Here is a 22,138-nt window from a genome sequence, read left to right as displayed (position 1 = left end):
GTTTAGCTTTAAATATCATTAATCATTATAAATCAGTTGGTTATATTAACTGGAGTGTTGGTTGGATTATTGCAAGGTATAAGTATATTTGTTATCAGCAAAAGGAAATAAAATGCCTGAACTCACTTTTTCAGCTTACGCGGCTGTGTATGTTTATCTAATTATGTTGACTATTCAGTGGATAGTTGCGGCTGTAACTAAAGCAAAACAACCCAATGCGGTGCCAGGTAAACTCGACAGTTCCTTAAGTCATGATAGCTTTGTGTTTCGAGCGCATCGCACCTTTATGAATAGCCTAGAGAATAGCCCATTATTTTTAGCCTCTGTGTTTTTAGGTTTTTTTCTTAACTTGAATAGCATGGCATTTGCTTTGTGTATCTGGATATATGTAGCTGCGAGGCTTATCCATATGATTCTGTATTATGCGATAGCAACAGAAAAGAACCCAAGTCCACGCAGCTATTTCTTTTTGATTGCAGCAATGGCTAACATGGTGATGTTGGTATTAATAGGCTTACGTTTATTGTAAAAGGGTGGTGAGGTATTGTGATTCAATGCCTCACCTGAGATTTATTTAAATTGATAAAGTCATTATTCGATATTTATTAAAACACTGCTAATTTCTGTGTCATATTGAACAGTAATCAATGCTGTTCCTAATGTATTTGAGGTACTTGTAACTCTGTAGCCGGCTTGAGCTGTGCCCGCATTTACTAATTTAGTCGTTACTAGATTACTGTTATTAATACTCCAATTAGCAAACTCAGTTACATTTAAAGATGATTGATTTGAGCTGTAGTTAGCGAACAATTTGAGTTCAATCGTTCCTAAAGGAGAAATTGAATACTCGCTAGAGCCATCATTAATTTCTAAAGAATCAAGTTCAGCGTCACCTTCAATTTGTACTGTTGTAATCTTTTGCTTAGTACCACAATCGGCTAACAGTTGCGTGGTACCAGGTTTAAGTGCAAGAAAACTAGCTGTCGAATCACTGTCGTCAATACTTTTTGGTGTTAAACCAATAAAGTTACTGTTGATTGCAGACCACTTGATACTTGAGCTAATGTCTTCGGTTTGCTCAGAATTGCCATTTTGATATACCGCTTTGGCAGCAAGTTGGATTCGATCTCCAACGCTGATGTTTAACTCACTGTCTTGTTCAGAATTAAACGAAACATTAATTTCTTTTAAATTGCTAGGATCTGCAACAACAGATAATTGATCGGTAACATTGCCAATTGCAGCTGTAATTACAGTGCTTTCAACAGCTGCAGCAGATGTATATACAAAGCCTTGCTGATTGATTTTGGCAGTAGTATTTTCATCGACACTTAGATTTATATCTCTCAAGCTATTTAATGCAGTATATCCATCAACGTAGGTTATATCGGCCGATACTCTCGCAGGCGTGCATGTATTGATAGAGCCTGTTGCAGGAATGACTTGTTTTAAATTAATTGATTCTGCCGCCACATCTGCAATAGATATTTGTTTTTCATCACTAATATCATTTATAGTCGTCGCGGATATAGTAATTAACCCTTGGCTAGATGGCGAATTTTTTAGAGCAGTTAACAAGCCATTACTATTGATTTTAGCAATACTCTCGTCACTTGTTTGCCAGGTTATTTCATTGGTTACGTCTCTAGATTCACCATTTGAATCTATACCCGTTACTTTCAATTGATGGGTGTCACCTTCTTTTAAACGAACTTGGTAGTTTTCAATACTAAGTGACTCAATGATAGTGCCTTCTTGGCGTAACTTTTCAAGTTCAACTTCTTTTGCTAACTGAGTTGAGTCAGTTTCAGATCCGCAACCCAAAATAGCGCTAACAATTATTGAGATACTGAAAAGTTTTGATACGTTCAACTGCGTGTTCATGAAAATCCTTGCGATTAGCTATTTAAAAATGGTAAGTAAGGCCAAGTGTTACACCACTGATTTCTACGTCGTCTCCTTTGAATAAAGATTGGTAGGCTAATCTCACTTGTGTATTTTTGATATAAGGTATCTGCTGGTGAACTGCCACTCCCCATGCAAAGCCATCATAATTATAATTTGTGGGGAGCTTTTCAGATGCTGAATTAACGATCATTTCGTTTTTTGCATAGCCTAATGAAATATCAAGTCCAAAGCCGTTAACCACATCAGATTGCATAACAAAAAAGAGTGCGGCGCTTTTTTCAAGTTCAAACTCTAAATTGTAAATGTTGTCGTCATCACTTGATATTAAGTACTGTGCCTCAAATGCCATATTATTGTTGCTGGCGCCTGCTCTTAAGAAGGTAGCAGTTGGTTTAGCACTTTCACTACTAATTTCAATATCACTGAGCATATAGTCAGCACCTAGATAGTACGTATCTGCCTTAGTCTGAAAACTAGCTGCAAATATAAAAAGCAAAATATACTTTTTCATAATTTAATTTCTTGTGTTTATATTAGGGTCGATACTAGCGTTTAGTATTAGTGGAATCAAGCAGCGTAATTGTTAATTTAAATACAACTGGTTGAATTATATTTGAAACTGTAAATAACTAGCTTGCAGATACAAGTACCAGTTAGCTAGTTAAATACAGCAAAAACTTAGTTACTCAACACCAATAAAACCACCGGTTTGATGTGACCACAGGGCAGCGTAGATGCCACCTTGTGAAATTAATTGTTGGTGAGAACCTTGTTCAACCACGCCACCTTCATCAAGTACAATGAGTCTATCCATTTGTGCAATAGTTGATAAGCGATGCGCAATTGCTATAACCGTTTTACCCGTCATTAAATCGTCTAAGCTGGTTTGAATTGCCGCTTCTACCTCTGAATCAAGGGCACTAGTTGCTTCATCTAATATCAAAATTGGAGCATCTTTTAGAAGGACTCGGGCAATAGCAATACGCTGTCGCTGACCACCTGAAAGCTTCACACCTCGCTCACCGACTTGTGCAGCAAAGCCTTTATTACCTTTGCTATCTTCTAAGTCTTCGATGAACTCAAGTGCCTTAGCTTGCTTTGCAGCAGCGAGCATTTCTTCTTCAGTTGCATCTGGCCTACCATAAAGAATGTTGTCTTTTACAGAGCGATGTAACAGCGAGGTATCTTGCGTCACCATCGCAATATGTTTACGTAAACTTTCTTGGCTTACATCTGCGATGTTTTGACCATCAATACGAATAGTGCCCGAGTCAACATCATAAAAGCGCAGTAATAAGTTCACTAAGGTCGACTTACCAGCGCCAGAACGACCCACTAAACCAATTTTTTCACCTGGTTTTATATCAAGGTTTAAGCCATTGATAACAGGGCCACGATGGGTTTCGTTAGCTGCTTTACCATAGTTAAATTGTACATTCTCAAAACTTATAGACCCTTTATCAACGTTAAGGGTGCTCGCATCTGTTTTATCATCTACTTCAATCGGCGTTGATAGGGTTTTCATACCATCAGCAACAGTACCAATGTTTTCAAACAGGCTACTGATCTCCCACATGATCCATTGTGCCATACCGTTTAATCTAAGAGATAAACTCACTGCAATAGCGATAGCCCCAACACTGATGGCACTAATAGACCACAGATACAATGACAAAGCGGCAATGCTAAATACCAGCAAATAATTAAGAGTATTGATAGAAAAGTTCAAGCTGGTAACTAAACGCATCTGCTTATATACCGGCTGTAAAAACACATCCATGCTGTCTTTTGCGTATTGCTCTTCACGCTGCGTATACGAGAATAATTTGATTGTTGAAATGTTAGTATAACTATCAACTACACGTCCGGTCATTTCTGAACGCGCATCTGCCTGCGAGCTGGCTACTTTTTTGAGCTTGGGTACAAAATACATCTGAATTGCAGCATAAAGTACTAACCAAACTAACAATGGTAGCATCAAACGCCAGTCAGATTCAGCGACTAAAAATACCATGGCACCAAAGTAGACTACGATATACATTAGTACATCGAGCAGTTTCATCACTGACTCACGAACGGCTAATGAAGTCTGCATGACTTTTGTCGCAATACGACCAGCAAATTCGTTTTGATAAAAGCTAACACTTTGACGAAGCAAATAACGGTGCGCTAGCCAACGGATAGACATAGGGTAGTTACCCAGTAGCGCTTGATGTAACACTGCTGAGTGAAAAAATACAACTATGGGCAATACTACCAGCAGCACAATTGCCATTTTTGTAAGCTCAGCCTGCTGCTCAACAAAAAGGGTATCAGGGGTGTATTGACCGAGCCAATCAACTAATTGCCCCATATAACTAAAAAGCGAGACTTCTAAAATAGCAAGTGCAGCTGCGCTTAAAGACATCAGTAGCAATGAAAGTTCCATGCCACGGGTATAATGACGACAAAATGCAAATAAGCTATTAGGTGGTTGAGATGGTTGCTCTTTCGGAAACGGATTAGTCATCCGTTCAAATAAACGATACATAGACGACGCTTTTTAAAAATCAAAGTAGCACTACTATATCATTTGAGTGGTTTTTTAGCAGTTCATTTAGCTCAAAAACTGAGATCAAAATCTATCCTCTATTCAGTTATTTACATCTTCTGTGAGAAGTGAAAATATAATAAGAAAAAGGAATTAAATATGAAAAAATTGCTCTTTACTCTTTCGCTTGTTATTAGCTTACCACTTTGTGCCTACCAAACCGAAACCCATACATTTAAGGGTAAACAAACGGCCATTGAGAAACCCGTTACGGTAACGTTACCGGATGGCTATCAAGAATCTAATAATTACAATGTTATTTATGTATTACATGGCTATAGCGGCAACCATACTGATTGGACAAAACTAACAGATATCGAAAAACTTGCCGATCAATATAACGTCATTATCGTTAATCCTGATGGAAACTTCGGCTCTTGGTATCTCGATTCTGAAATCGATAAAAGTTCGCAATACGAAACTTACATCGCTGAAGATTTAGTCAATTATATAGACTCAACCTATTCGACCAATCGGTCTAAAAATGGCCGTTCAATAACAGGTTTATCGATGGGGGGATTTGGTGCTTTGCATATTGCCATTAATAACCAAACACGTTTTGCCGCAGTATCGGGAATCTCGGCAGGTGTTGATGTAAGACCGTTTAGTGCTGAATTTGGCCTTGCAAAAGTATTGGGTGGCTATGCCGATAATCAAGAAAAGTGGGATAACATTGCCATTATTAATAACTTACATAAAATAGCTGCAGGTAACACAGCATGGAAAAAAGGCGCTGATACTCTCGCTATCATGCTCGATATAGGTGTAGATGATTTCTTTGTAGAGCAAAACCGAGCGCTGCACCAAGCTATGCTTAAGCTGCGAATTCGTCACGATTACATAGAGCGTCCGGGTTCTCACGATTGGCATTACTGGAATAAAGTAATCCCTTATCAGTTTCTGTTTTTAACAACACATATGGGGCAATAAGATGATGTTGCAACGACTGCTGTTTTTAATGGCGCTTAGCTTTTTTGGATTTATTGGTTGGGTAATTTATTTAGCAAATACGGGGCAAAAATCACTGCTTTTTGATTTAGTTGCTGCAATTCCTTATGGCGATAAACTGGGCCATTTTTGCCTGTTTGGTTTGCTGACTTTATTCATTAACCTTGCGTTTAAATTTAAAACTATCAAAGTTGTTGGACATGAAATTTATTTAGCGGTGCTCATTGTTTCCACGTTCGTTGTATTAGAAGAATTTAGTCAATATTTTGTGGCAACACGTACTTTAGATGTTTTCGATTTAATTGCAGATTTCTTAGGGATTGCTGTATTTAGCGCAATATCACTTTGGCTTAGTAAAAAGTTATACCCAGTTAAGCCCTAAACTTTCAGTCACTTGCTTGGTTTCGTCTATACTTATTGCAAAGCAAACAATTTAGTCGCGTATGAACCAAGAAACATCGGAATATTTATCTGATATTATCACTCTCTTATTAGATGCTGTTTGTGTTGTAGACTCGAAAGGTACTTTGCTTTTTGCAAATCCAGCCTTTGAATCTATTTTCGGATACGCACCAGAAGAGGCTATTAATAGACAGATGCTCGACTTTGTTTATCCAGAAGACAGAGCAAAAACAATTCAGGCTATCAACAAAATAGTGTCTAGCAATGATGATCCACGTTTTGAAAATCGTTGGGTAAGAAAAGATGGCAGAATAGTCCATGTTTTGTGGTCAGTTTATTGGTCAAAAGAAAAACAAGTCAGAGTGGCAATCGCTTATGACATTACTGAGCAAAAAAAATTAGAACAAAAATTAATTTATATGGCAGGCCATGACTCACTAACCGATTTACCTAACCGTCATTATCTGACCACACAACTAGAAGAATCTTTGTCAATTGCGAATACCATTTCAACAGTAATAGGCGTGTTATTTATTGATATTGATGGCTTTAAGCAAGTTAATGATATCCATGGTCATGGAGCGGGCGATAAGCTGTTAAAAACAATTGCCATGCGTATTCGCCATGTATTGAAAAAAGGTGACTCAGTAGGCCGTTTAGGTGGAGATGAATTTGTCGTGGTATTGAAAAGTGTTAAGAACAAAAATGACGTGATAGAAGCCGTTGATAAGTTAAAAGCAGAAATCTGTAAACCACTTATCTATAATGATGCAGAGCTTATTTACTCGCCAAGTATTGGTGCTGTGTTATTTCCAGAACATTATGGCGATGCAGAGTATTTAATTCAGTGCGCTGACAAAGCCATGTATAACGCAAAGTACGCGGGTGGCAATCAGGTGGTGTTTTATAATGATACGATGACATTACCAGGTACAAAATCATAGTGTCACTTACAACTGAGCAGTTACCTTCAATTCCTACGATTCTTACTTATTTTAAACTTCACAGCACCTACACAAAAGATAAACCCAGATTATTCAACCTAATAATTTGTTTTCTAACTCATAACTATTGCGTGAAATGAAATATTAGTTAGCCTTGAATGATTCATTGAAGGAGTGAAACTATGTTTAAGCGTAAAATAATAACAACAACGGGTGCTTTGTTTAGCTCATCGCTGTTATTGGTCTCGGCAGCTCATGCCACAACACCTCAATACAAAGATCAACAAGCTTTGCATGATATTGCAAATGCAGTTTCAAAAACGCGTATAGAGCAAGATATACAAACGCTGGTTGATTTTGGTACTCGTCATACTCTCTCTGAGACGAAATCTGATACCCGCGGCATTGGTGCTGCACGACGTTGGATCAAGTCTGAATTTGAGGCAATTTCTAAAGCTTGCGGAAATTGCCTGGAGATTATCGAAGTAAAAGACACTATTTCCGGTGAAAAGCGTATTCCAAACCCGGTAGAGGTTGTCAATATTGTGGCTATTCAGCGCGGCCAAGTTGATGCAAATCGTATGGTTATGATGTCGGGTGATATTGACTCGAGAGTCTCTGATGTAATGGACTATACCTCGGACGCACCCGGTGCAAACGATAATGCATCCGGTGTAGCAGGTGTGCTTGAATCAGCGCGAGTTTTATCGAAGTATAAATTTAATGGCTCAATTGTTTATGCGGCCCTTTCTGGTGAGGAGCAAGGCTTGTTTGGCGGTAAAATTTTAGCTAAGTACGCACAAGAGCATAATTGGCGTGTCCATGGCGTTTTAAACAACGATATGATTGGTAACTCAACGGGAATCAATGGCGTAACAGATAATACAACTGCACGTATCTTTTCTGAAGGCACCCGCGTTATCGAAACCAAAGAGCAAGCCCATAAACGCCGTTTTACCGGTGGTGAGGTTGATTCTGCAAGTCGTAACCTTGCGCGTTACATAGATACAATCGCAGACCGCTATATTGAAAACCTAGATACTATGCTGGTATATCGCCTCGATCGTTTTGGCCGAGGAGGGCATCATCGTCCATTTAACGATGTAGGCTTAGCAGCTGTGCGTATTATGGAAACAAACGAAAATTATAACCAACAACACCAAGACTTACGTACTGAAAATGGTATTACCTACGGTGACACCATTGATCATGTTGATTTTGCCTATGCAGCGAAATTAACGTCACTAAATGCAGTGACGATGGCATCAATGGCATGGGCGCCTGCACCACCAACAGGGGTCAGTATTTCAGGTGCTGTAAAGCCAAGTACAACCTTAGCGTGGCATGAAAGTGATGACCCAACTGTGGTTAGTTATAAAATCTATTGGCGTTATACCAGTGAGCCACAATGGCAATTTAGTCGTGATGTTGGCAAAGTCACCGAAGCAACACTGAAAAATATTGTTATCGATAACTACTATTTTGGGGTCGCTGCTGTGAACAAAGATGGAATTGAATCACCGGTTGTATTTCCTGGTGATGTTGGTGCATTTGAATGGCCAGACAAATCACCTAAATAGCAATCGTTAAATCATAGCGGACACCACCGAGTTCGCTATGGGCTGCCGTAATACGCCAATTATGGGCTTCGACAATTTGTTTTACTATCGCAAGCCCAATCCCTGATCCTGATTGCTTAACTGTATTTAAGTCAGGCACTCTATAAAGGTGGTCAAAAATCTTTGTTAAACTTTCATCGCTCACGCCAGGGGCTGAATCTTCATAGCGGATCAATAGCTGTGTTTGGCTTTGGCTAATCGTTAAATTAATCTTACCGGGCTGATGCGTGTACTTAAGCGAATTACTGATTAAGTTTGCAAATAACTGTGAAAGCCTTGTTGCATCACACTCTAATGTTAATTCATCGGCTATGTTTTGTGTGAATCCCACTTCAAATTGATCCAGCTGGATCACCATATCTGCGTGTAAACTTTGGAAATACTCAGCAGCATTAATTGCTGTTAGCTTGAGCTGAAAACTACTTTGTTCTAAAAGAGAGATTTTATTTAAATCAGCAACTAAGGTCGCCATGTCGGTGATTTTTTGGTTGAGCTTTTCGTAGGTAAGCTCATTAAATTGAGTAAGACCAGCTTGCAGAGTTTCAAGGTGTAAGCGCAACCCGGTTAATGGACCACTTAGTTCGTGGGCAACTTGTGATAATAACTTACTACGTTGGCTGATTTGTTTATCTAGATAATTCCGGCGTTGTTCAATCAGTTGTTTTCTTTGTTTTACTCTTAATAATGCGATGCCCATTACAGCTAAAAGCAAGCTAAATAATAAAATGCTGTATAAGATTGTTTGACGCTGTGAGGCTATGGCTTGGCTTTTTTCATGGTCTTGCAGTTTTAAATTTTGAATGGCCAAATCTCGGTCGCGAATAGCAATTGAGTTTTGCAGCTCCGCTAAACGTTGATTGTAGTTGTTATGGGCAAAGTTTTTTTCAAGCTCCGTGATAGTGCGTTGATACGACAATGCTTGTTGATAATCAGCTTGCTGTTGTGCAACTGTAATTAGATGTTCAAGGGCAAGGATCTGCTTTTGCAGCCTATTTTTTTGATTACTTAATTGAAAGGCCTGCTGTGCATAATGTTTAGCTTGTTTAAGCTCAGTCGAGCCAATGTATAGTTTTGCTAATGTCAGTAACACATCAGTATATAAGTGATCGTCTTCTTTCAGTTCAGTGATTACTTGTTTTTCAATTGCTAATGCTTGATCAGCTTTATCAATTTCAAGCAAATTTATTGCAATATTATGCTTAGCCCAAGCGGTATTTCTTGTGCTGTTATAACTAGCAAATACTTGCTGAGCATCTTGTGCGTATTCAAGTGCTTTAGTGTAATTGTGTAGCCCATATTCGCATTGTGATAACTTAACTAAGCTATGTCCGATATCTGAAAGTGACCCCGTTTGTCTATCAAAACTAAGCGCTGTAATAAACTCGCTCTTTGCTTTTTCGTATTGGCCTAAATCTAAATAACTTTGCGCAATCGAATAGGTTATGCCTGCTTGTAATGAAATAGACGGTGACATCTGCTGAACTAGCTCACGGCGTTTTAGTTTATACTCCAGAGCAAGCGTTAACCTGTCTAACTGCTCAAGATTACGTGAGTAACCATGGTAGAGCATTTCTTTTTGCTTTAAGGTTAATTCGCGATTGTTGTCGTGAATATAAACCTCAAGCAAGTTCAAGGCGGCTTGATACTCACCAGCATTATGATAGGCACTGACAAGGCTCGCCACGGCGTCAATTTCATAATCGCTAAGTTGCAAACGCTGAAATAGCGCGACATTTTGTTGAGATAACGAAATTGCGGTTTCTAAGTCACTTTTTCTGTAGGCCAGTCGTGCTTTAGCAAGATACAACTCGCTGTATATAGGGGAGTCGTTTTTGTATTTTGGGCCTGCTTCAAGCTCATCTATTATTGTTTGCGCCTGCTTAAACTGCCCCAGCTGTATATGAACGTGAATTAATCTAACGTTAAAACTGATTCTTTCTGCAAGGCTTGCCGATTCTAAAAGTTGTTTATCGATACTTAATAAATACTCATATCGTTTTTGGTAATCACTGATTGCTCTGGCTTCGTCAATATGGTTTTGCAATGATGATGCAAAAGCACAGTTCATTGATAAGGCAAAATACAGAAAAACAGCGGCTTTAAGTTTCATAGTAGGGTTTATTATTTTTTTAAATCCCAACTAGTCTAGCATGTCATACTTTTAAATGGGAATGATTTGCTTTTATAGCTAAAAGGAATTGCATTATGCAATTATTCTTCTCGCAACTTGCGAATAATATTGGCTAGATTTTTATAACGCATTGTTAAAAGGCAATTTATTTTTTGGAATGGTTGCTGCTTTAAGTAATTACACACCCAAAGGAGAGTGTAATTATGAAAATTAACATGTTCATTTACTTAACAGCGGCACTTGCTAACGGCTTGGTAAGTGCAGCACCATTTGAGCAGTGTCCAAGTAAAGCATTTTTAATTCAGGGTTCGCCCGCACAGATGTATGGTGTTGATTTAGTATCTGCGAAAACGACAGTGCTTGCAGCAGCAATGGATTTTGCAAGCGAAGCTAATAACGACAGTGTTAATGCGGTGGGCTTTAATTACCAAGACCAATACATGTATGGTTTTAGTAAGCAAGCCCCTAAAAGTGTGGTACGCATAAATAACCAATACATGTTAGAGCGTTTAAATGTAAGCGGCTTACCAGATACGAACTTTTATGTGGGTGATATTTTAGTTGATGAGCAGCAAAACAAGGCTGTGTATTACTTATATCATCCGCGCTTTGGCCTTTACGCCATTAATTTAACAGCACAAAATGAACAATACCAAGCTGAATTAATTCCAGGCTCTGCTAACTGGAATCTCTCTATTTATGACTTTGCATTTCACCCGCACAGTACTCTTCTTTACGCTGTTGAATCAAACGGCGACTTATATGAGATCAACGTTGAAAATGGTGGCCCTGTTTTTATTACAAATCTCGATATTGCAGGTGATACAGGCGCCAATGGCGCAGCTTACTTTGATTTGCAAGGGCAGTTTTATTTTAGTAACAATCGAAGCGGTAAAGTCCATAGGGTTAATTTAAACATCAGCCCTGTGTCGGGTTATACACCAACTGCGTCTGTGTTTACGTTGGGCCCTACATCTAACCAAAATGATGGGGCACGTTGTGCTATAGCAGAGGTAAAAGTTACAGATAACTCGATTGATTTTGGTGATGCGCCTAGACCTTATCAAACAACGTTAGAAGATAGCGGTGCAAGACACTTGTTCGATCCTAATGAAGACCAATCTAACCTTGTTTATCTCGGCGCAAGTGTTGATGGAGAAAACCTAAACACTGCCAGTGATCTTCTCCAGTCATCAGTAGATAGCTCTGACGATGGGGTCAAGTTTGTGACTGATTTTGTTGCAGGCTCAACAAGCCAAATTATTGTCACATCACCAAATGATAATGGCTATTTATATGCTTGGTTTGATTGGACCAAAATTACCAGTTTGATGCAGACGAAATCACAGTGAGTAAATATCGCCTTAATCAAGGGGATAACAGTGTTCTTGTTGATGTACCAAGTAATGCCGTTATGGGGGCAACATGGGCACGTTTTCGGGTCACAGACGGTAGCGAAGCAAACCCAATAACTGCAACAGGTGGGGTTACAGGCGGAGAAGTTGAAGACTATCCCATTAATACCTACGGTAGTCTTGCTTACCCAAGTGAGAATGGCTGGGTAACTCTGGCTTATGAAGACCAATGGCCCTTCGCTGGTGATTATGACTTTAATGATTTGGTTATGAATTACCGTACAAAGTTGATTGATAAAGATGGACAAGCGCTTGGTTATAAAATTGAAGGAGATCTTGTAGGAATAGGTGCTACTTTTCATAACGGGTTTGCAGTTCGCCTTTATCAATCTAGCGCTAGTGGTATAAACAAACGCATTTTACGCAGTCAAATAGACCAAGCATCAATCAGTTTAATCATTAATGGCGAACAGCAAACACATACGATCCTTGAAGAAGGAACAGAAGACGCAATTTTTATTGTGATGCCAGACACATGGGCCTATGCAAGTAAAGACTCTAGCTGTAGTTTTTTCAGAACAGAAGCGGGTTGTAACATTAATAATAAAGTTAGCTTCACTTTAAGTGTGTCATTAAATACATATATAGCGAGTGTTGATGCACCTAAATATACACTGGACCCATTTATTTTTGCGGCAGAAGGTCATTACCACGGTACTTTTTTAGATGGCTTGAATCCTCGCGGATGGGAAGTGCATATTAAAAACCAACCGCCGACAGAAAAATTTAATCAAAGCTTGTTTTCTTTAGTAGGCAGTGATGATGCAACTAATACTCAGTTTGGGTATTACTTCCAAACGCCATCTGGATTACCTTGGGCCATTGAAGTGGGGTCGTCATGGGCGCACCCAAAAGAAAGTGTTGATATAACCCAAGCCTATAGTGAGTTCCAAACATTTGCTGAATCTGATGGCAGAGAAAGTCCAATGTGGTTTAACAATGCAACAACATCTAAAGTGATTTCGGGAGCACAGTAGCCATGAAACATCTATTAATTACAATGATTTGTTTAATTCTTACAGCGTGTGGTGGTGGCGGTGAAGGTGATGCTGTAAATGAAAACTCAAATACTTTGGCAACATCGGCAACAACCGCCACTACAGAGAACGAAACAGCAACTGAAACAACAGTACAAACGGATACAATGACTGATTTAACTATTTCTCCAACGTTTGATTTGTCTAGTAAGGTGTTACTTTATGTTGATGTTGATATAAATATGGGCAATCCACGTGCGTATATAAATATCTGCCTTAAAGGTGAGGATAACAAAGCGGATTACTCCGAATGTTTGTTACGCTCTTCACTTGTCGAGAGTAAGTTGAATTCGGATATTATGCTTGCAAACTCAGCGGTTGAGCTAGTGGCTGACATATGGTTTTACGATGGCCAGCATGAACCAATGCGCTATTTTTGGCACTTTGATGCTTCGCAAGAGTCTCAACGGTTTGCGATTCGTTAAACTAAGTGATCGTTTAAGGCTGTTTAGAAGTTTAATAGTTATTAGGTGAATAGAATATTTTCAATAGCTTGAGGAGTTAATATGCAATATCTACAAGATGTACTTAACCAAGTAAAGGAAGCAAATGCAAACGAACCTGAGTTTTTCCAAGCTGTTGAAGAGGTATTTCACTCGCTAGAACAGGTTGTGCAAGACGGGTCCGATTTTCAAAAACAGGCAATATTAGAGCGATTAGTTGAACCTGAAAGGCAAATTATTTTTCGAGTACCTTGGCATGATGATAAGGGCAATCTTAGAGTAAACCGTGGGTATCGAGTCGAATTTAGTTCATCACTTGGCCCCTACAAAGGCGGTTTGCGATTCCATCCAAGCGTGAATCTAAGTGTCATTAAGTTCTTAGGTTTTGAGCAAGTTCTTAAAAATGCACTAACAGGGTTACCTTTAGGTGGAGCGAAGGGCGGCTCAGACTTTGATCCTAAAGGTAAAAGCGACAATGAGATCATGCGCTTTTGTCAGTCATTTATGACTGAGCTTTACCGTCACATTGGCGAAAATACAGATGTACCAGCTGGTGATATCGGGGTTGCTGGTCGGGAGATTGGTTACTTATTTGGCCAGTACAAACGAATCACCAATCAGTTTCAAGGTGTGCTGACAGGCAAACCCGAAATAATGGCGGGATCTGCTTTGCGAACAGAAGCGACTGGTTACGGAGTAGCGTATTTTTTAAGTGCTATGCTTGATGCCAAAAATGACTCATTACGTGGTAAACGTTGTTTAGTATCAGGCGCTGGTAATGTGGCGCTCTATTTAATGGAAAAACTAGCGCAGCATGACGCGGTTGTGCTTACCTGTAGTGATTCGCAAGGCACCCTATACTGCAAAGATGGATTAGATGTTGAGTTAGTCAAACACCTAAAACAAGAAGAAGGTGCGAAGCTTCGTGATTATTTAAATGAACACCCAGATGCTGAATTTACCCCTGTAAATCAGTACCCGAGTGATGCCCATCAAGTGTGGCAATATGAGGCTGATATTGCTTTACCATGTGCAACACAGAACGAAATAACTCAAAAGGATGCAAAAGCACTTGTTTCAAACGGCTGTATGACCGTGTGTGAGGGCGCTAACATGCCAACGACTGCAGACGCACTTGCCGTCTTTAAAGAGCATGATGTTTACCTAGGGCCGAGTAAGGCTGCAAACGCTGGTGGAGTTGCGACCAGCCAATTTGAAATGGCTCAGAATGCCAGTATGCAGAAATGGCGCCCACAGCAGGTCGATGAAAAACTTCAACAAGTTATGAAAGAAATTTTTGATCGAGTATCATCAACTGCAAAACAATACGACCATGAAGGTGATTTATTGTTAGGGGCTAATGTTTCAGGGTTTGAACGTGTTTCACAGGCTATGATCAAACAAGGCGCTGTTTGATATCACACACTGCTAGCGCAAACCTTAAAATAGTTGACCATAACTCAACCAAATAGTGGATTGGGCGTTAGAGCTCAATAGAACTACAAATAAGTTAAATTGAATTAAACGAGTTAAAGCTCAGCATGGCTGAGCTTTAATACTGAATGCTTACGAAAATGCGTTTTCTTTAAGAAGCTCTTGCATTTGCTCGCGCATTTTAAATTTCTGCAATTTACCAGTTACAGTCATAGGGTATTCTTCAACGAAGCGAATGTGCTTTGGTACTTTAAAATAGGCCAGCTTATCTTGTAGGAAATCACGTATAGCATTTTCATCAAGCACTGCGTCATCTTTAGGTTGGATCCACGCACAAACTTCTTCTCCATACTTTTCATCACTTATACCAAAAATAGCGGCATCTTGAATACCAGGGTAACTATAAAGCACTTCTTCTATTTCGCGAGGGTATATATTCTCACCGCCACGGATGATCATATCTTTAATACGACCAACAATAGCAACAAAGCCTTCTTCATCCATTACACCTAAATCACCCGAGTGTAACCAACCTTCGTTATCTATGGTGGCATTGGTTTTCTCTTCATCATTCCAATAACATCGCATAATGCCTGCACCACGGCTGCAAACTTCACCAGGAACACCGATTTGTTGAATATCCCCAACTTCATTAATAATTTTAACTTCTGTATGTGCTAGTGCACGCCCTACAGTCGTCACTTGCTTTTCAAGAGGTGAGTCAGTTTCAGTTACATTGTTGATAGGGCTACACTCAGTTTGACCATAGCCTATTACTACTTCTTGCATATGCATTAATGAGTGAACTTTACGCATCACTTGTTCTGGACATGTCGAACCGGCCATGACGCCTGTTCGTAAGCTTGAAAGGTCATAATTGCTAAACTCTTTTAGTTCAAGTTCAGCGATAAACATGGTAGGAACACCATGTAAACCCGTACAGCGCTCTTTTTCTACCACCTCTAGGGTTGTTTTAGGGTCAAAAGAATCTCCTGGGAAAACAGCTGTAGCCCCTTTACTTATACAAACCAAGTTGCCTAGTACCATACCAAAGCAATGGTACAAGGGCACGGGGATACACAACTTATCTTGATGAGTAAGCTTCATCGCTTCGGCCATTAAAAAGCCATTATTTAGAATGTTCTTATGGGATAAAGTGGCTCCCTTGGGGTTACCCGTGGTACCTGAAGTAAATTGAATATTGATACCCTGATCGCAATGCAAAGTGGCAGCGATAGCATCAAGCTCAAGTTTATGGGCATCTGAAGGGCGTTCCATTACATCCGTAAAGCTATACATACCAGGAGAGTTTTTGTCGCCAATTCGAATAATATTTTTTAAATGCGGTAATTTTTTTAGGTTTAATCCATCTGCAGGTAAATGGCTTAATTCAGGTGCAAGTTCATTAAGCATTTCAATATAGTTACTAGATTTAAATTGACTTGCAGTGATCAACGTTGAACATTCAACACTATTTAACGCGTACTCTAATTCACTCGGACGGTAAGCAGGGTTAATACAGACCATAATGGCACCAATTTTCGCTGTTGCGAATTGGGTTAGACACCACTCAATATTATTTGGTGACCAAATACCAACTCTGTCTCCAGGTTTAACCCCTAATGATAATAACCCCATTGCTAATTGGTTAATTTGTTGTTGGTATTCTTTGTAGGTAAGACGAATATGTTGATGATGAACCACAATAGCAGGGTGGTCAGGGTAATTGTCGACAATATTATCAAGATACTGACCAATAGTCTGTTCGATTAAGGGTACATCGGTGCAGCCTTTAAAATAGCTTCTCGAAAGTGGAAGATTATTGTTCGGTGTGTTCTTTGTCTGCATTGTTTTCTCCGTGTCCGGCTAGTTAGTTGTCATGGACTTGATGCAATGCGTAATGAGGTAATCAAAAACTTGATTCTCAAAACGTGCGTTCGTATCTAACTAAACACAGATTGTCGACAAAGAAAAGTTTTTTAAGACTAATGTATATGTTGGTTTATTATGAGTAATACTTAATGGGCAATAAAAAACGTGCCGTAGCACGTTTTATTGGAAGTTATTGTTCGTCTTGTTTGTAGGTTTTGCGCATAAGGTAAACGTAGGCGCTAATAAAAGCATTTTCTTGAAATTTCTTTAACCCAGTATCTTCGAAATCAATAGGAATTGGATTACGTTTAAGTTGCTCTTTAATTGTCGTTGCACTAAAAATTTGTACATCTAACTCGTCAATAAGCTGAATAGCAGTTTCCATTTTAAACCCTTTAGCACTGCCAGCAAATTTTCCTTTTGGTTGACGCTCTTTAATTGCGACAGAGTCAATTTGGTAATCTTGCATCAACTTCCTAAAATCAAACTGAAACTTACGCATTACTTCAGTGTCATTGCCATCACCTAAAGTGAAGCGTGTTTGTCTGACATCACGGATATCAAATACGTCATTGTCTTTGGTTAAAATACACAGTAGTACATCACTACCCGTAATTTCTACACCGCATGTTCTCATGGTCATTCTCTAAATAACTTAATTTGCGCAATTATAGCAAGTAACGTCATGAAAAACAGTTGCTTTAAAAATGAATTTTTATAGCAATTGCACTGTGGTCACTGACACTGATGTCTTCAGTTGATTGTGTAGGGTTTAAATGCGCTGCATAGCTTTCATATTCCAGCAGTTTAACCTTAGACATCTGGCAGTCAGGATTAAAGTGAGCAGAGGCCAATATATAATCGAGCACATTCCCTTTGCCATGAAAGTAATGACTAAACGGTTTTTCTTGTTGCTGATGAAATGCCGCACTGAACTCATAGCTATCTGTTAACCCAACAACGGGTTCATTGTGCTCAATGCAAGGTTCACAGCGGGTAGGGTGAAAGCCTTGTGTCATAAACGAAAGGGTTGGGCTGGTAAGTGAATCATTAAAATCCCCCATTACTAGCGTGGCGCATTGCTTTTCTCGTTGAGTTTTTAAGGCATCATAGTAAACAATCGATGCCTCTAGCGAACGAGATATCTGTGATTGCATTGCCCCAACTGTTTGGTGTAGTAGTTGTAAAAGTGGATCTTCAAGATTATGAATATTTAATATATGTGCCATAGACTGCACACGTTGTGATTTAAAATGCACAACATAACAGCATACATCGCCAAACTCAGGGAATGAAAACAAGCATTTTATTGGAGTACGGTTAAATTTAAATTCATTTTGATTATTTAAGTACTCAAGCATCTCTGGGCATGGGCTTAATGCTTCAGCTTTTTTAAATGGAAACTTACTGGCGATTGCAACAATTGGGTTAAATAAAACTTGTGGGTATAGGGCATCTTGAGAAGGAGAATCCACAGTTTTAAAATAGTCGTAGCCCGCTTCTTTGCACTGTACCTCTAAAGCATGAGCGCTAAACACTTCTTGAAAAGCAACAACATCGGCGTTTGTAGTTGATAAAAAGTCAGCGACAAATTGTTGTTTTTGTTGCCACTGAGTATTGTTGTAACGCTCGTGTAACTGATAAAAGGAATAGGGCGGCGCAGTATAATTTAGCAAGTTTAACGTAGCAAACTTGAGCGTATGCATGTGTGGCATTATGGTAACCTTCGAAGTACAGACCTCCTAATTATGAAATGAGTTAAGTAATTGTCAATTTGCTCGCATAACTACTTGTATTTAAGTGCTTGAGCAGCGACAATGGCCGCTTGTATTTGCGAAGACTCAGTAAATACATGCTTAATTAGCAATGCTTATTCGTAAAAGCGTTGCAGAGTTATTCAATTTTTTAAAAAATACTACATGTGATGCATTGTAGGCATCACCACTGTATAAGGATTTATAATGCCAGTTATTACCCTCCCTGACGGCAGTCAGCGTAGTTTTGAAAACCCAGTAAGTACTTATGATGTTGCAAGCGATATCGGTCCAGGTTTAGCTAAAGCAACCATCGCTGGACGTGTTAATGGCACACGTGTAGATGCATGTGACTTAATTACTGAAGATGCGCGTTTAGAAATTATCACAGCAAAAGATGAAGACGGCTTAGAGATTATTCGTCACTCTTGTGCGCACCTTATTGGTCATGCAGTTAAGCAACTTTTCCCTGAAGCGAAAATGGCTATCGGTCCAACCATTGATAACGGTTTTTACTACGATATCGATATGGATCACTCTTTAAGCCAAGATGATTTAGATGCAATTGAAAAGCGTATGCTTGAACTTGCTAAAACAAACTACGATGTGGTTAAAAAGACCGTAAGCTGGCAAGAAGCGCGTGATACATTTGAAGCACGCGGTGAAACTTACAAGATGGAAATCCTAGACGAGAACATTGCAAAAGATGACCGTCCTGGTTTATACCATCACGAAGAATACATCGACATGTGTCGTGGTCCACACGTACCAAACATGAAGTTCTGCCAACATTTCAAAATCATGAAAGTGGCAGGTGCATATTGGCGCGGTGATTCAGAAAACAAAATGCTGCAACGTATTTACGGCACAGCATGGGCGGATAAAAAGCAACTTAAAGCATATTTAAAACGCTTAGAAGAAGCTGAAAAGCGTGACCACCGTCGTATTGGTAAAGCACTTGACTTATGGCACTGGCAAGAAGAAGCGCCAGGTATGGTATTTTGGCATAACGATGGCTGGAGTATTTACCGTGAGCTAGAAGACTTCGTTCGTGAAAAACTACGTGAGTATGATTACGAAGAAGTAAAAGGCCCATTGATGATGGACCGTGGTTTATGGGAAAAATCAGGCCACTGGGATAAATACGCAGATGCAATGTTCACAACTGAATCTGAAAAGCGTGAATATGCAATTAAACCAATGAACTGCCCAGGCCACGTACAAATCTTTAATCAAGGTTTAAAATCGTACCGTGATCTACCATTACGTATGGCTGAGTTTGGTTGTTGTCATCGTAATGAACCATCAGGCGCTTTACACGGTTTAATGCGTGTACGTGGCTTTACCCAAGATGATGCACATATCTTCTGTACAGAAGAGCAAATCATGGATGAAGTATCATCATGTATCAAAATGGTTTACGATACATACGAGACGTTTGGTTTTGAGAAGATTGTTGTAAAACTATCAACTCGTCCAGAAAAACGTATCGGTGAAGACGCAATGTGGGATAAAGCTGAGTTAGCGTTAGCCGATGCATTAAAAGCGAACAACATTGAGTTTGATTACCTACCAGGTGAAGGCGCATTCTATGGCCCTAAAATCGAATTCACGCTTTATGATTGCTTAGACCGCGCTTGGCAATGTGGTACTGTACAGCTAGACTTTGCATTACCAGGCCGTTTAGGTGCGACTTATGTTGCAGAAAACAATGAACGTCGTACACCAGTGATGATTCACCGTGCTATATTAGGCTCGATTGAGCGTTTTATCGGCATTCTAACTGAAGAATACGCTGGATTGTTCCCAACATGGCTTGCACCAAAGCAAGTTGTGATTATGAACATCACCGATAAACAAGCTGATTATGTGCAAGAAATTGTACAAAAATTAAATAAACTTGGAATTAGAGCCGCTGCTGACTTGAGAAATGAGAAGATTGGCTTTAAAATCCGTGAACATACGTTAAAACGTATTCCATATTTACTTGTTGTTGGCGATAAAGAAGTTGAACAACAAGAAGTGGCAGTACGCACTCGCACAGGTGAAGACCTAGGCAAATTTAGTGTTGATGATTTCATTGCAAAAGTAAGCGAAGAAATTAAAAATCGACAATAAATCATGAGCGTGTAGGGCAAAACAAACAGCCAACTACACGCTTTTTATTTTATATTCTTGGAGGATCGTACCATTAGAGGCGGCAAGAAAGGGCAACAAACAGCTCAAAAAAATCGTATCAACGAAGATATTACAGCTAAAGAAGTTCGTTTAATTGGCATCGACGGCGAGCAAGCTGGCATCGTGTCATTAAAAGAGGCGCAAGCTATCGCTGATGATGCGGGTGTAGATCTTGTAGAAATCAGTCCTAATGCTGAGCCACCTGTTTGTAAGGTTATGGACTACGGTAAGTTCATCTTTGAAAAAAGCAAAGAACTAAAAGAACAAAAGAAAAAGCAAAAGCAGATCCAGGTTAAAGAAATCAAGTTCCGTCCAGGTACGGATGAAGGTGACTACCAGGTTAAGCTTCGCAACTTGCGTAAGTTCTTAGAAGCGGGTGACAAAGCTAAAATCACCATCCGTTTCCGTGGTCGTGAAATGGCTCACCAAGAAATTGGTATTGAATTATTAAACCGTGTTAAAGCCGATTTAGAAGATGTTTCACAAGTTGAATCATTCCCTAATCGTGTTGAAGGTCGTCAAATGGTTATGATGATGGCCCCTATTGCTAAAAAGCAATAAACAGGTTATATTACGCACCGATTTTATTTCAGGTCTGCAAGTAACAGTTTACTGTTCACCTGAAATAACCGGTTTAAAGTAAGGTTGCAAAGCAATAGCAATGAACCTTCACCGGATTATGGCAGTAAGTTAGGCCTTATAAAGTAGAGCTATTTTATATATCTCTCGCCTGCTTGCTAATGTTTTAAGCAATACATTTGGAGTTATTGCAATGGCTTATAAGCTAAAAACTCACAGAGGCGCGGCTAAGCGTTTCAAGAAAACTGCTTCAGGCGGTTTCAAGCGTAAACAAGCGCATCTTCGTCACATTCTGACTAAGAAAACTTCTAAGCGTAAATTACACTTACGTCCTAAGATGATGGTTCATAAGAATGACCATGGTCTAGTTTCACGTATGTTACCATTCGCTTAATAGGAGTCTTCAGAAATGGCAAGAGTTAAACGCGGTGTTATCGCACGTGCACGTCACAAAAAAGTTTTAAAACAAGCTAAAGGTTACTACGGAGCACGTTCACGTGTTTACCGCGTAGCTTTCCAGGCAGTTACTAAAGCGGGTCAATACGCTTACCGTGACCGTCGTGCTAAGAAACGTACTTTCCGTCAACTTTGGATTGCACGTATCAATGCAGCAGCTCGTCAAAACGGTCTTTCATACAGCCGTTTTATCAATGGTCTTAAAAAGACATCTGTAGAAATCGATCGTAAGATCCTTGCAGATATCGCTGTTTACGACCAAGTTGCATTCGCAGCGCTTGTTGCAAAAGCAAAAGAAGGCCTAGCGGCTTAATTTCGCTTTTAATACAGTTTAAAAAGGAGCCTAGTGCTTAATGCTGATCAGTTAAGAAGTTGATCAGTTGACCGATCAGAATGATCATTCACAATCCGTAGTTAGGCAACTAACT

The 22,138-nt window shown here is 39.5% G+C and carries 20 protein-coding genes; 13 read left to right on the top strand and 7 right to left on the bottom strand.

Annotated elements, in window-relative coordinates; all coding sequences use genetic code 11:
* The first annotated feature begins 112 nt into the window (after nt 1-112).
* On the top strand, nt 113-529 hold the full coding sequence (locus QL229_RS18830) for an MAPEG family protein (RefSeq protein ID WP_138556874.1): 417 nt from the start codon (nt 113-115) through the stop codon (nt 527-529).
* Nucleotides 530-591: 62 nt separating this feature from the next.
* On the opposite strand, the gene QL229_RS18825 is transcribed toward QL229_RS18830, so the two are convergent.
* The 3 genes from QL229_RS18825 to QL229_RS18815 all read right to left on the bottom strand — a co-directional run bounded on the left by QL229_RS18825 (nt 592) and on the right by QL229_RS18815 (nt 4,438).
* Entirely contained in the window at nt 592-1,884 is a 1,293-nt protein-coding gene (locus QL229_RS18825) for an Ig-like domain-containing protein (protein ID WP_138556875.1), read from the bottom strand.
* Nucleotides 1,885-1,906: 22 nt separating this feature from the next.
* Complete coding sequence (locus QL229_RS18820; RefSeq protein ID WP_135924377.1) at nt 1,907-2,419, bottom strand: porin family protein; 513 nt, start codon at nt 2,417-2,419, stop codon at nt 1,907-1,909.
* Between the two features lie 171 nt (nt 2,420-2,590).
* Complete coding sequence (locus QL229_RS18815) at nt 2,591-4,438, bottom strand: ABC transporter ATP-binding protein (protein ID WP_138556876.1); 1,848 nt, start codon at nt 4,436-4,438, stop codon at nt 2,591-2,593.
* 159 nt (nt 4,439-4,597) lie between these two features.
* Here QL229_RS18815 and QL229_RS18810 point away from each other — a divergent pair, with 159 nt between their 5' ends.
* The 4 genes from QL229_RS18810 (at nt 4,598) to QL229_RS18795 (ending at nt 8,372) form a co-directional block, all read left to right on the top strand.
* A complete protein-coding gene (locus QL229_RS18810) occupies nt 4,598-5,428 on the top strand; it encodes an alpha/beta hydrolase family protein (protein ID WP_138556877.1) in 831 nt (276 codons plus the stop codon).
* 1 nt (nt 5,429) lies between these two features.
* Nucleotides 5,430-5,828, top strand: coding sequence for a VanZ family protein (locus tag QL229_RS18805; protein WP_348649210.1), 399 nt, complete (start codon nt 5,430-5,432; stop codon nt 5,826-5,828).
* A 61-nt stretch (nt 5,829-5,889) separates the two neighbouring features.
* Nucleotides 5,890-6,792, top strand: coding sequence for a GGDEF domain-containing protein (locus QL229_RS18800; RefSeq protein WP_135924380.1), 903 nt, complete (start codon nt 5,890-5,892; stop codon nt 6,790-6,792).
* Nucleotides 6,793-6,974: 182 nt separating this feature from the next.
* Nucleotides 6,975-8,372: a M28 family peptidase gene (locus QL229_RS18795; RefSeq protein WP_138556878.1), complete on the top strand. Its 1,398-nt coding sequence runs from the start codon at nt 6,975-6,977 to the stop codon at nt 8,370-8,372.
* On the opposite strand, the gene QL229_RS18790 is transcribed toward QL229_RS18795, so the two are convergent.
* On the bottom strand, nt 8,365-10,521 hold the full coding sequence (locus tag QL229_RS18790) for an ATP-binding protein (protein WP_281547311.1): 2,157 nt from the start codon (nt 10,519-10,521) through the stop codon (nt 8,365-8,367). The two genes, QL229_RS18795 and QL229_RS18790, sit on opposite strands and share 8 nt — an antisense overlap.
* Before the next feature lie 224 nt (nt 10,522-10,745).
* Here QL229_RS18790 and QL229_RS18785 point away from each other — a divergent pair, with 224 nt between their 5' ends.
* The 4 genes from QL229_RS18785 (at nt 10,746) to gdhA (ending at nt 14,853) form a co-directional block, all read left to right on the top strand.
* Nucleotides 10,746-11,894 carry a hypothetical protein gene (locus QL229_RS18785; protein WP_281547310.1) on the top strand — a complete coding sequence of 383 codons (1,149 nt, stop codon included), beginning with the start codon at nt 10,746-10,748 and terminating at the stop codon, nt 11,892-11,894.
* The gene (locus tag QL229_RS18780) at nt 11,891-12,934 is read left to right on the top strand and encodes an LruC domain-containing protein (RefSeq protein WP_281547309.1); all 1,044 of its coding nucleotides are present in this window, start codon (nt 11,891-11,893) and stop codon (nt 12,932-12,934) included. Before QL229_RS18785 ends, QL229_RS18780 begins: the two co-directional genes overlap by 4 nt.
* 2 nt (nt 12,935-12,936) lie before the next feature.
* Nucleotides 12,937-13,419 (top strand): hypothetical protein, encoded by a 483-nt coding sequence (locus QL229_RS18775; protein WP_138556883.1) that lies wholly within the window; start codon nt 12,937-12,939, stop codon nt 13,417-13,419.
* A gap of 81 nt (nt 13,420-13,500) precedes the next feature.
* Nucleotides 13,501-14,853, top strand: a complete 1,353-nt coding sequence (gene gdhA, locus QL229_RS18770) for an NADP-specific glutamate dehydrogenase (protein ID WP_138556885.1) — start codon at nt 13,501-13,503, stop codon at nt 14,851-14,853.
* Nucleotides 14,854-15,003: 150 nt separating this feature from the next.
* Here the strand turns inward: gdhA and QL229_RS18765 are convergent, their stop codons facing one another.
* The 3 genes from QL229_RS18765 to QL229_RS18755 form a co-directional block, all read right to left on the bottom strand.
* Complete coding sequence (locus QL229_RS18765) at nt 15,004-16,719, bottom strand: AMP-binding protein (protein WP_281547308.1); 1,716 nt, start codon at nt 16,717-16,719, stop codon at nt 15,004-15,006.
* A 214-nt stretch (nt 16,720-16,933) separates the two neighbouring features.
* The gene (locus QL229_RS18760) at nt 16,934-17,380 is read right to left on the bottom strand and encodes a DUF3010 family protein (protein ID WP_135924387.1); all 447 of its coding nucleotides are present in this window, start codon (nt 17,378-17,380) and stop codon (nt 16,934-16,936) included.
* A 64-nt stretch (nt 17,381-17,444) separates the two neighbouring features.
* Complete coding sequence (locus QL229_RS18755) at nt 17,445-18,458, bottom strand: endonuclease/exonuclease/phosphatase family protein (protein WP_138556888.1); 1,014 nt, start codon at nt 18,456-18,458, stop codon at nt 17,445-17,447.
* Nucleotides 18,459-18,704: 246 nt separating this feature from the next.
* On the opposite strand from QL229_RS18755, the gene thrS reads away from it, so the two are divergent.
* From thrS to rplT, 4 genes are all read left to right on the top strand, one after another.
* Nucleotides 18,705-20,615, top strand: a complete 1,911-nt coding sequence (gene thrS, locus QL229_RS18750) for a threonine--tRNA ligase (RefSeq protein WP_135924389.1) — start codon at nt 18,705-18,707, stop codon at nt 20,613-20,615.
* Nucleotides 20,616-20,672: 57 nt separating this feature from the next.
* On the top strand, nt 20,673-21,236 hold the full coding sequence (gene infC / locus QL229_RS18745) for a translation initiation factor IF-3 (RefSeq protein ID WP_082389338.1): 564 nt from the start codon (nt 20,673-20,675) through the stop codon (nt 21,234-21,236).
* Between the two features lie 211 nt (nt 21,237-21,447).
* On the top strand, nt 21,448-21,648 hold the full coding sequence (rpmI, locus tag QL229_RS18740; protein WP_054554888.1) for a 50S ribosomal protein L35: 201 nt from the start codon (nt 21,448-21,450) through the stop codon (nt 21,646-21,648).
* 15 nt (nt 21,649-21,663) lie between these two features.
* On the top strand, nt 21,664-22,023 hold the full coding sequence (gene rplT, locus QL229_RS18735; RefSeq protein WP_036968189.1) for a 50S ribosomal protein L20: 360 nt from the start codon (nt 21,664-21,666) through the stop codon (nt 22,021-22,023).
* The last annotated feature ends 115 nt before the right edge of the window (nt 22,024-22,138 follow it).

The organism is Pseudoalteromonas sp. PAR1, from assembly GCF_947311895.1.
Classification (GTDB): domain Bacteria; phylum Pseudomonadota; class Gammaproteobacteria; order Enterobacterales; family Alteromonadaceae; genus Pseudoalteromonas; species Pseudoalteromonas lipolytica_C.
Note: the sequence above shows the minus strand (reverse complement) of the source record. Positions and strands in the feature narration are given on the sequence as shown.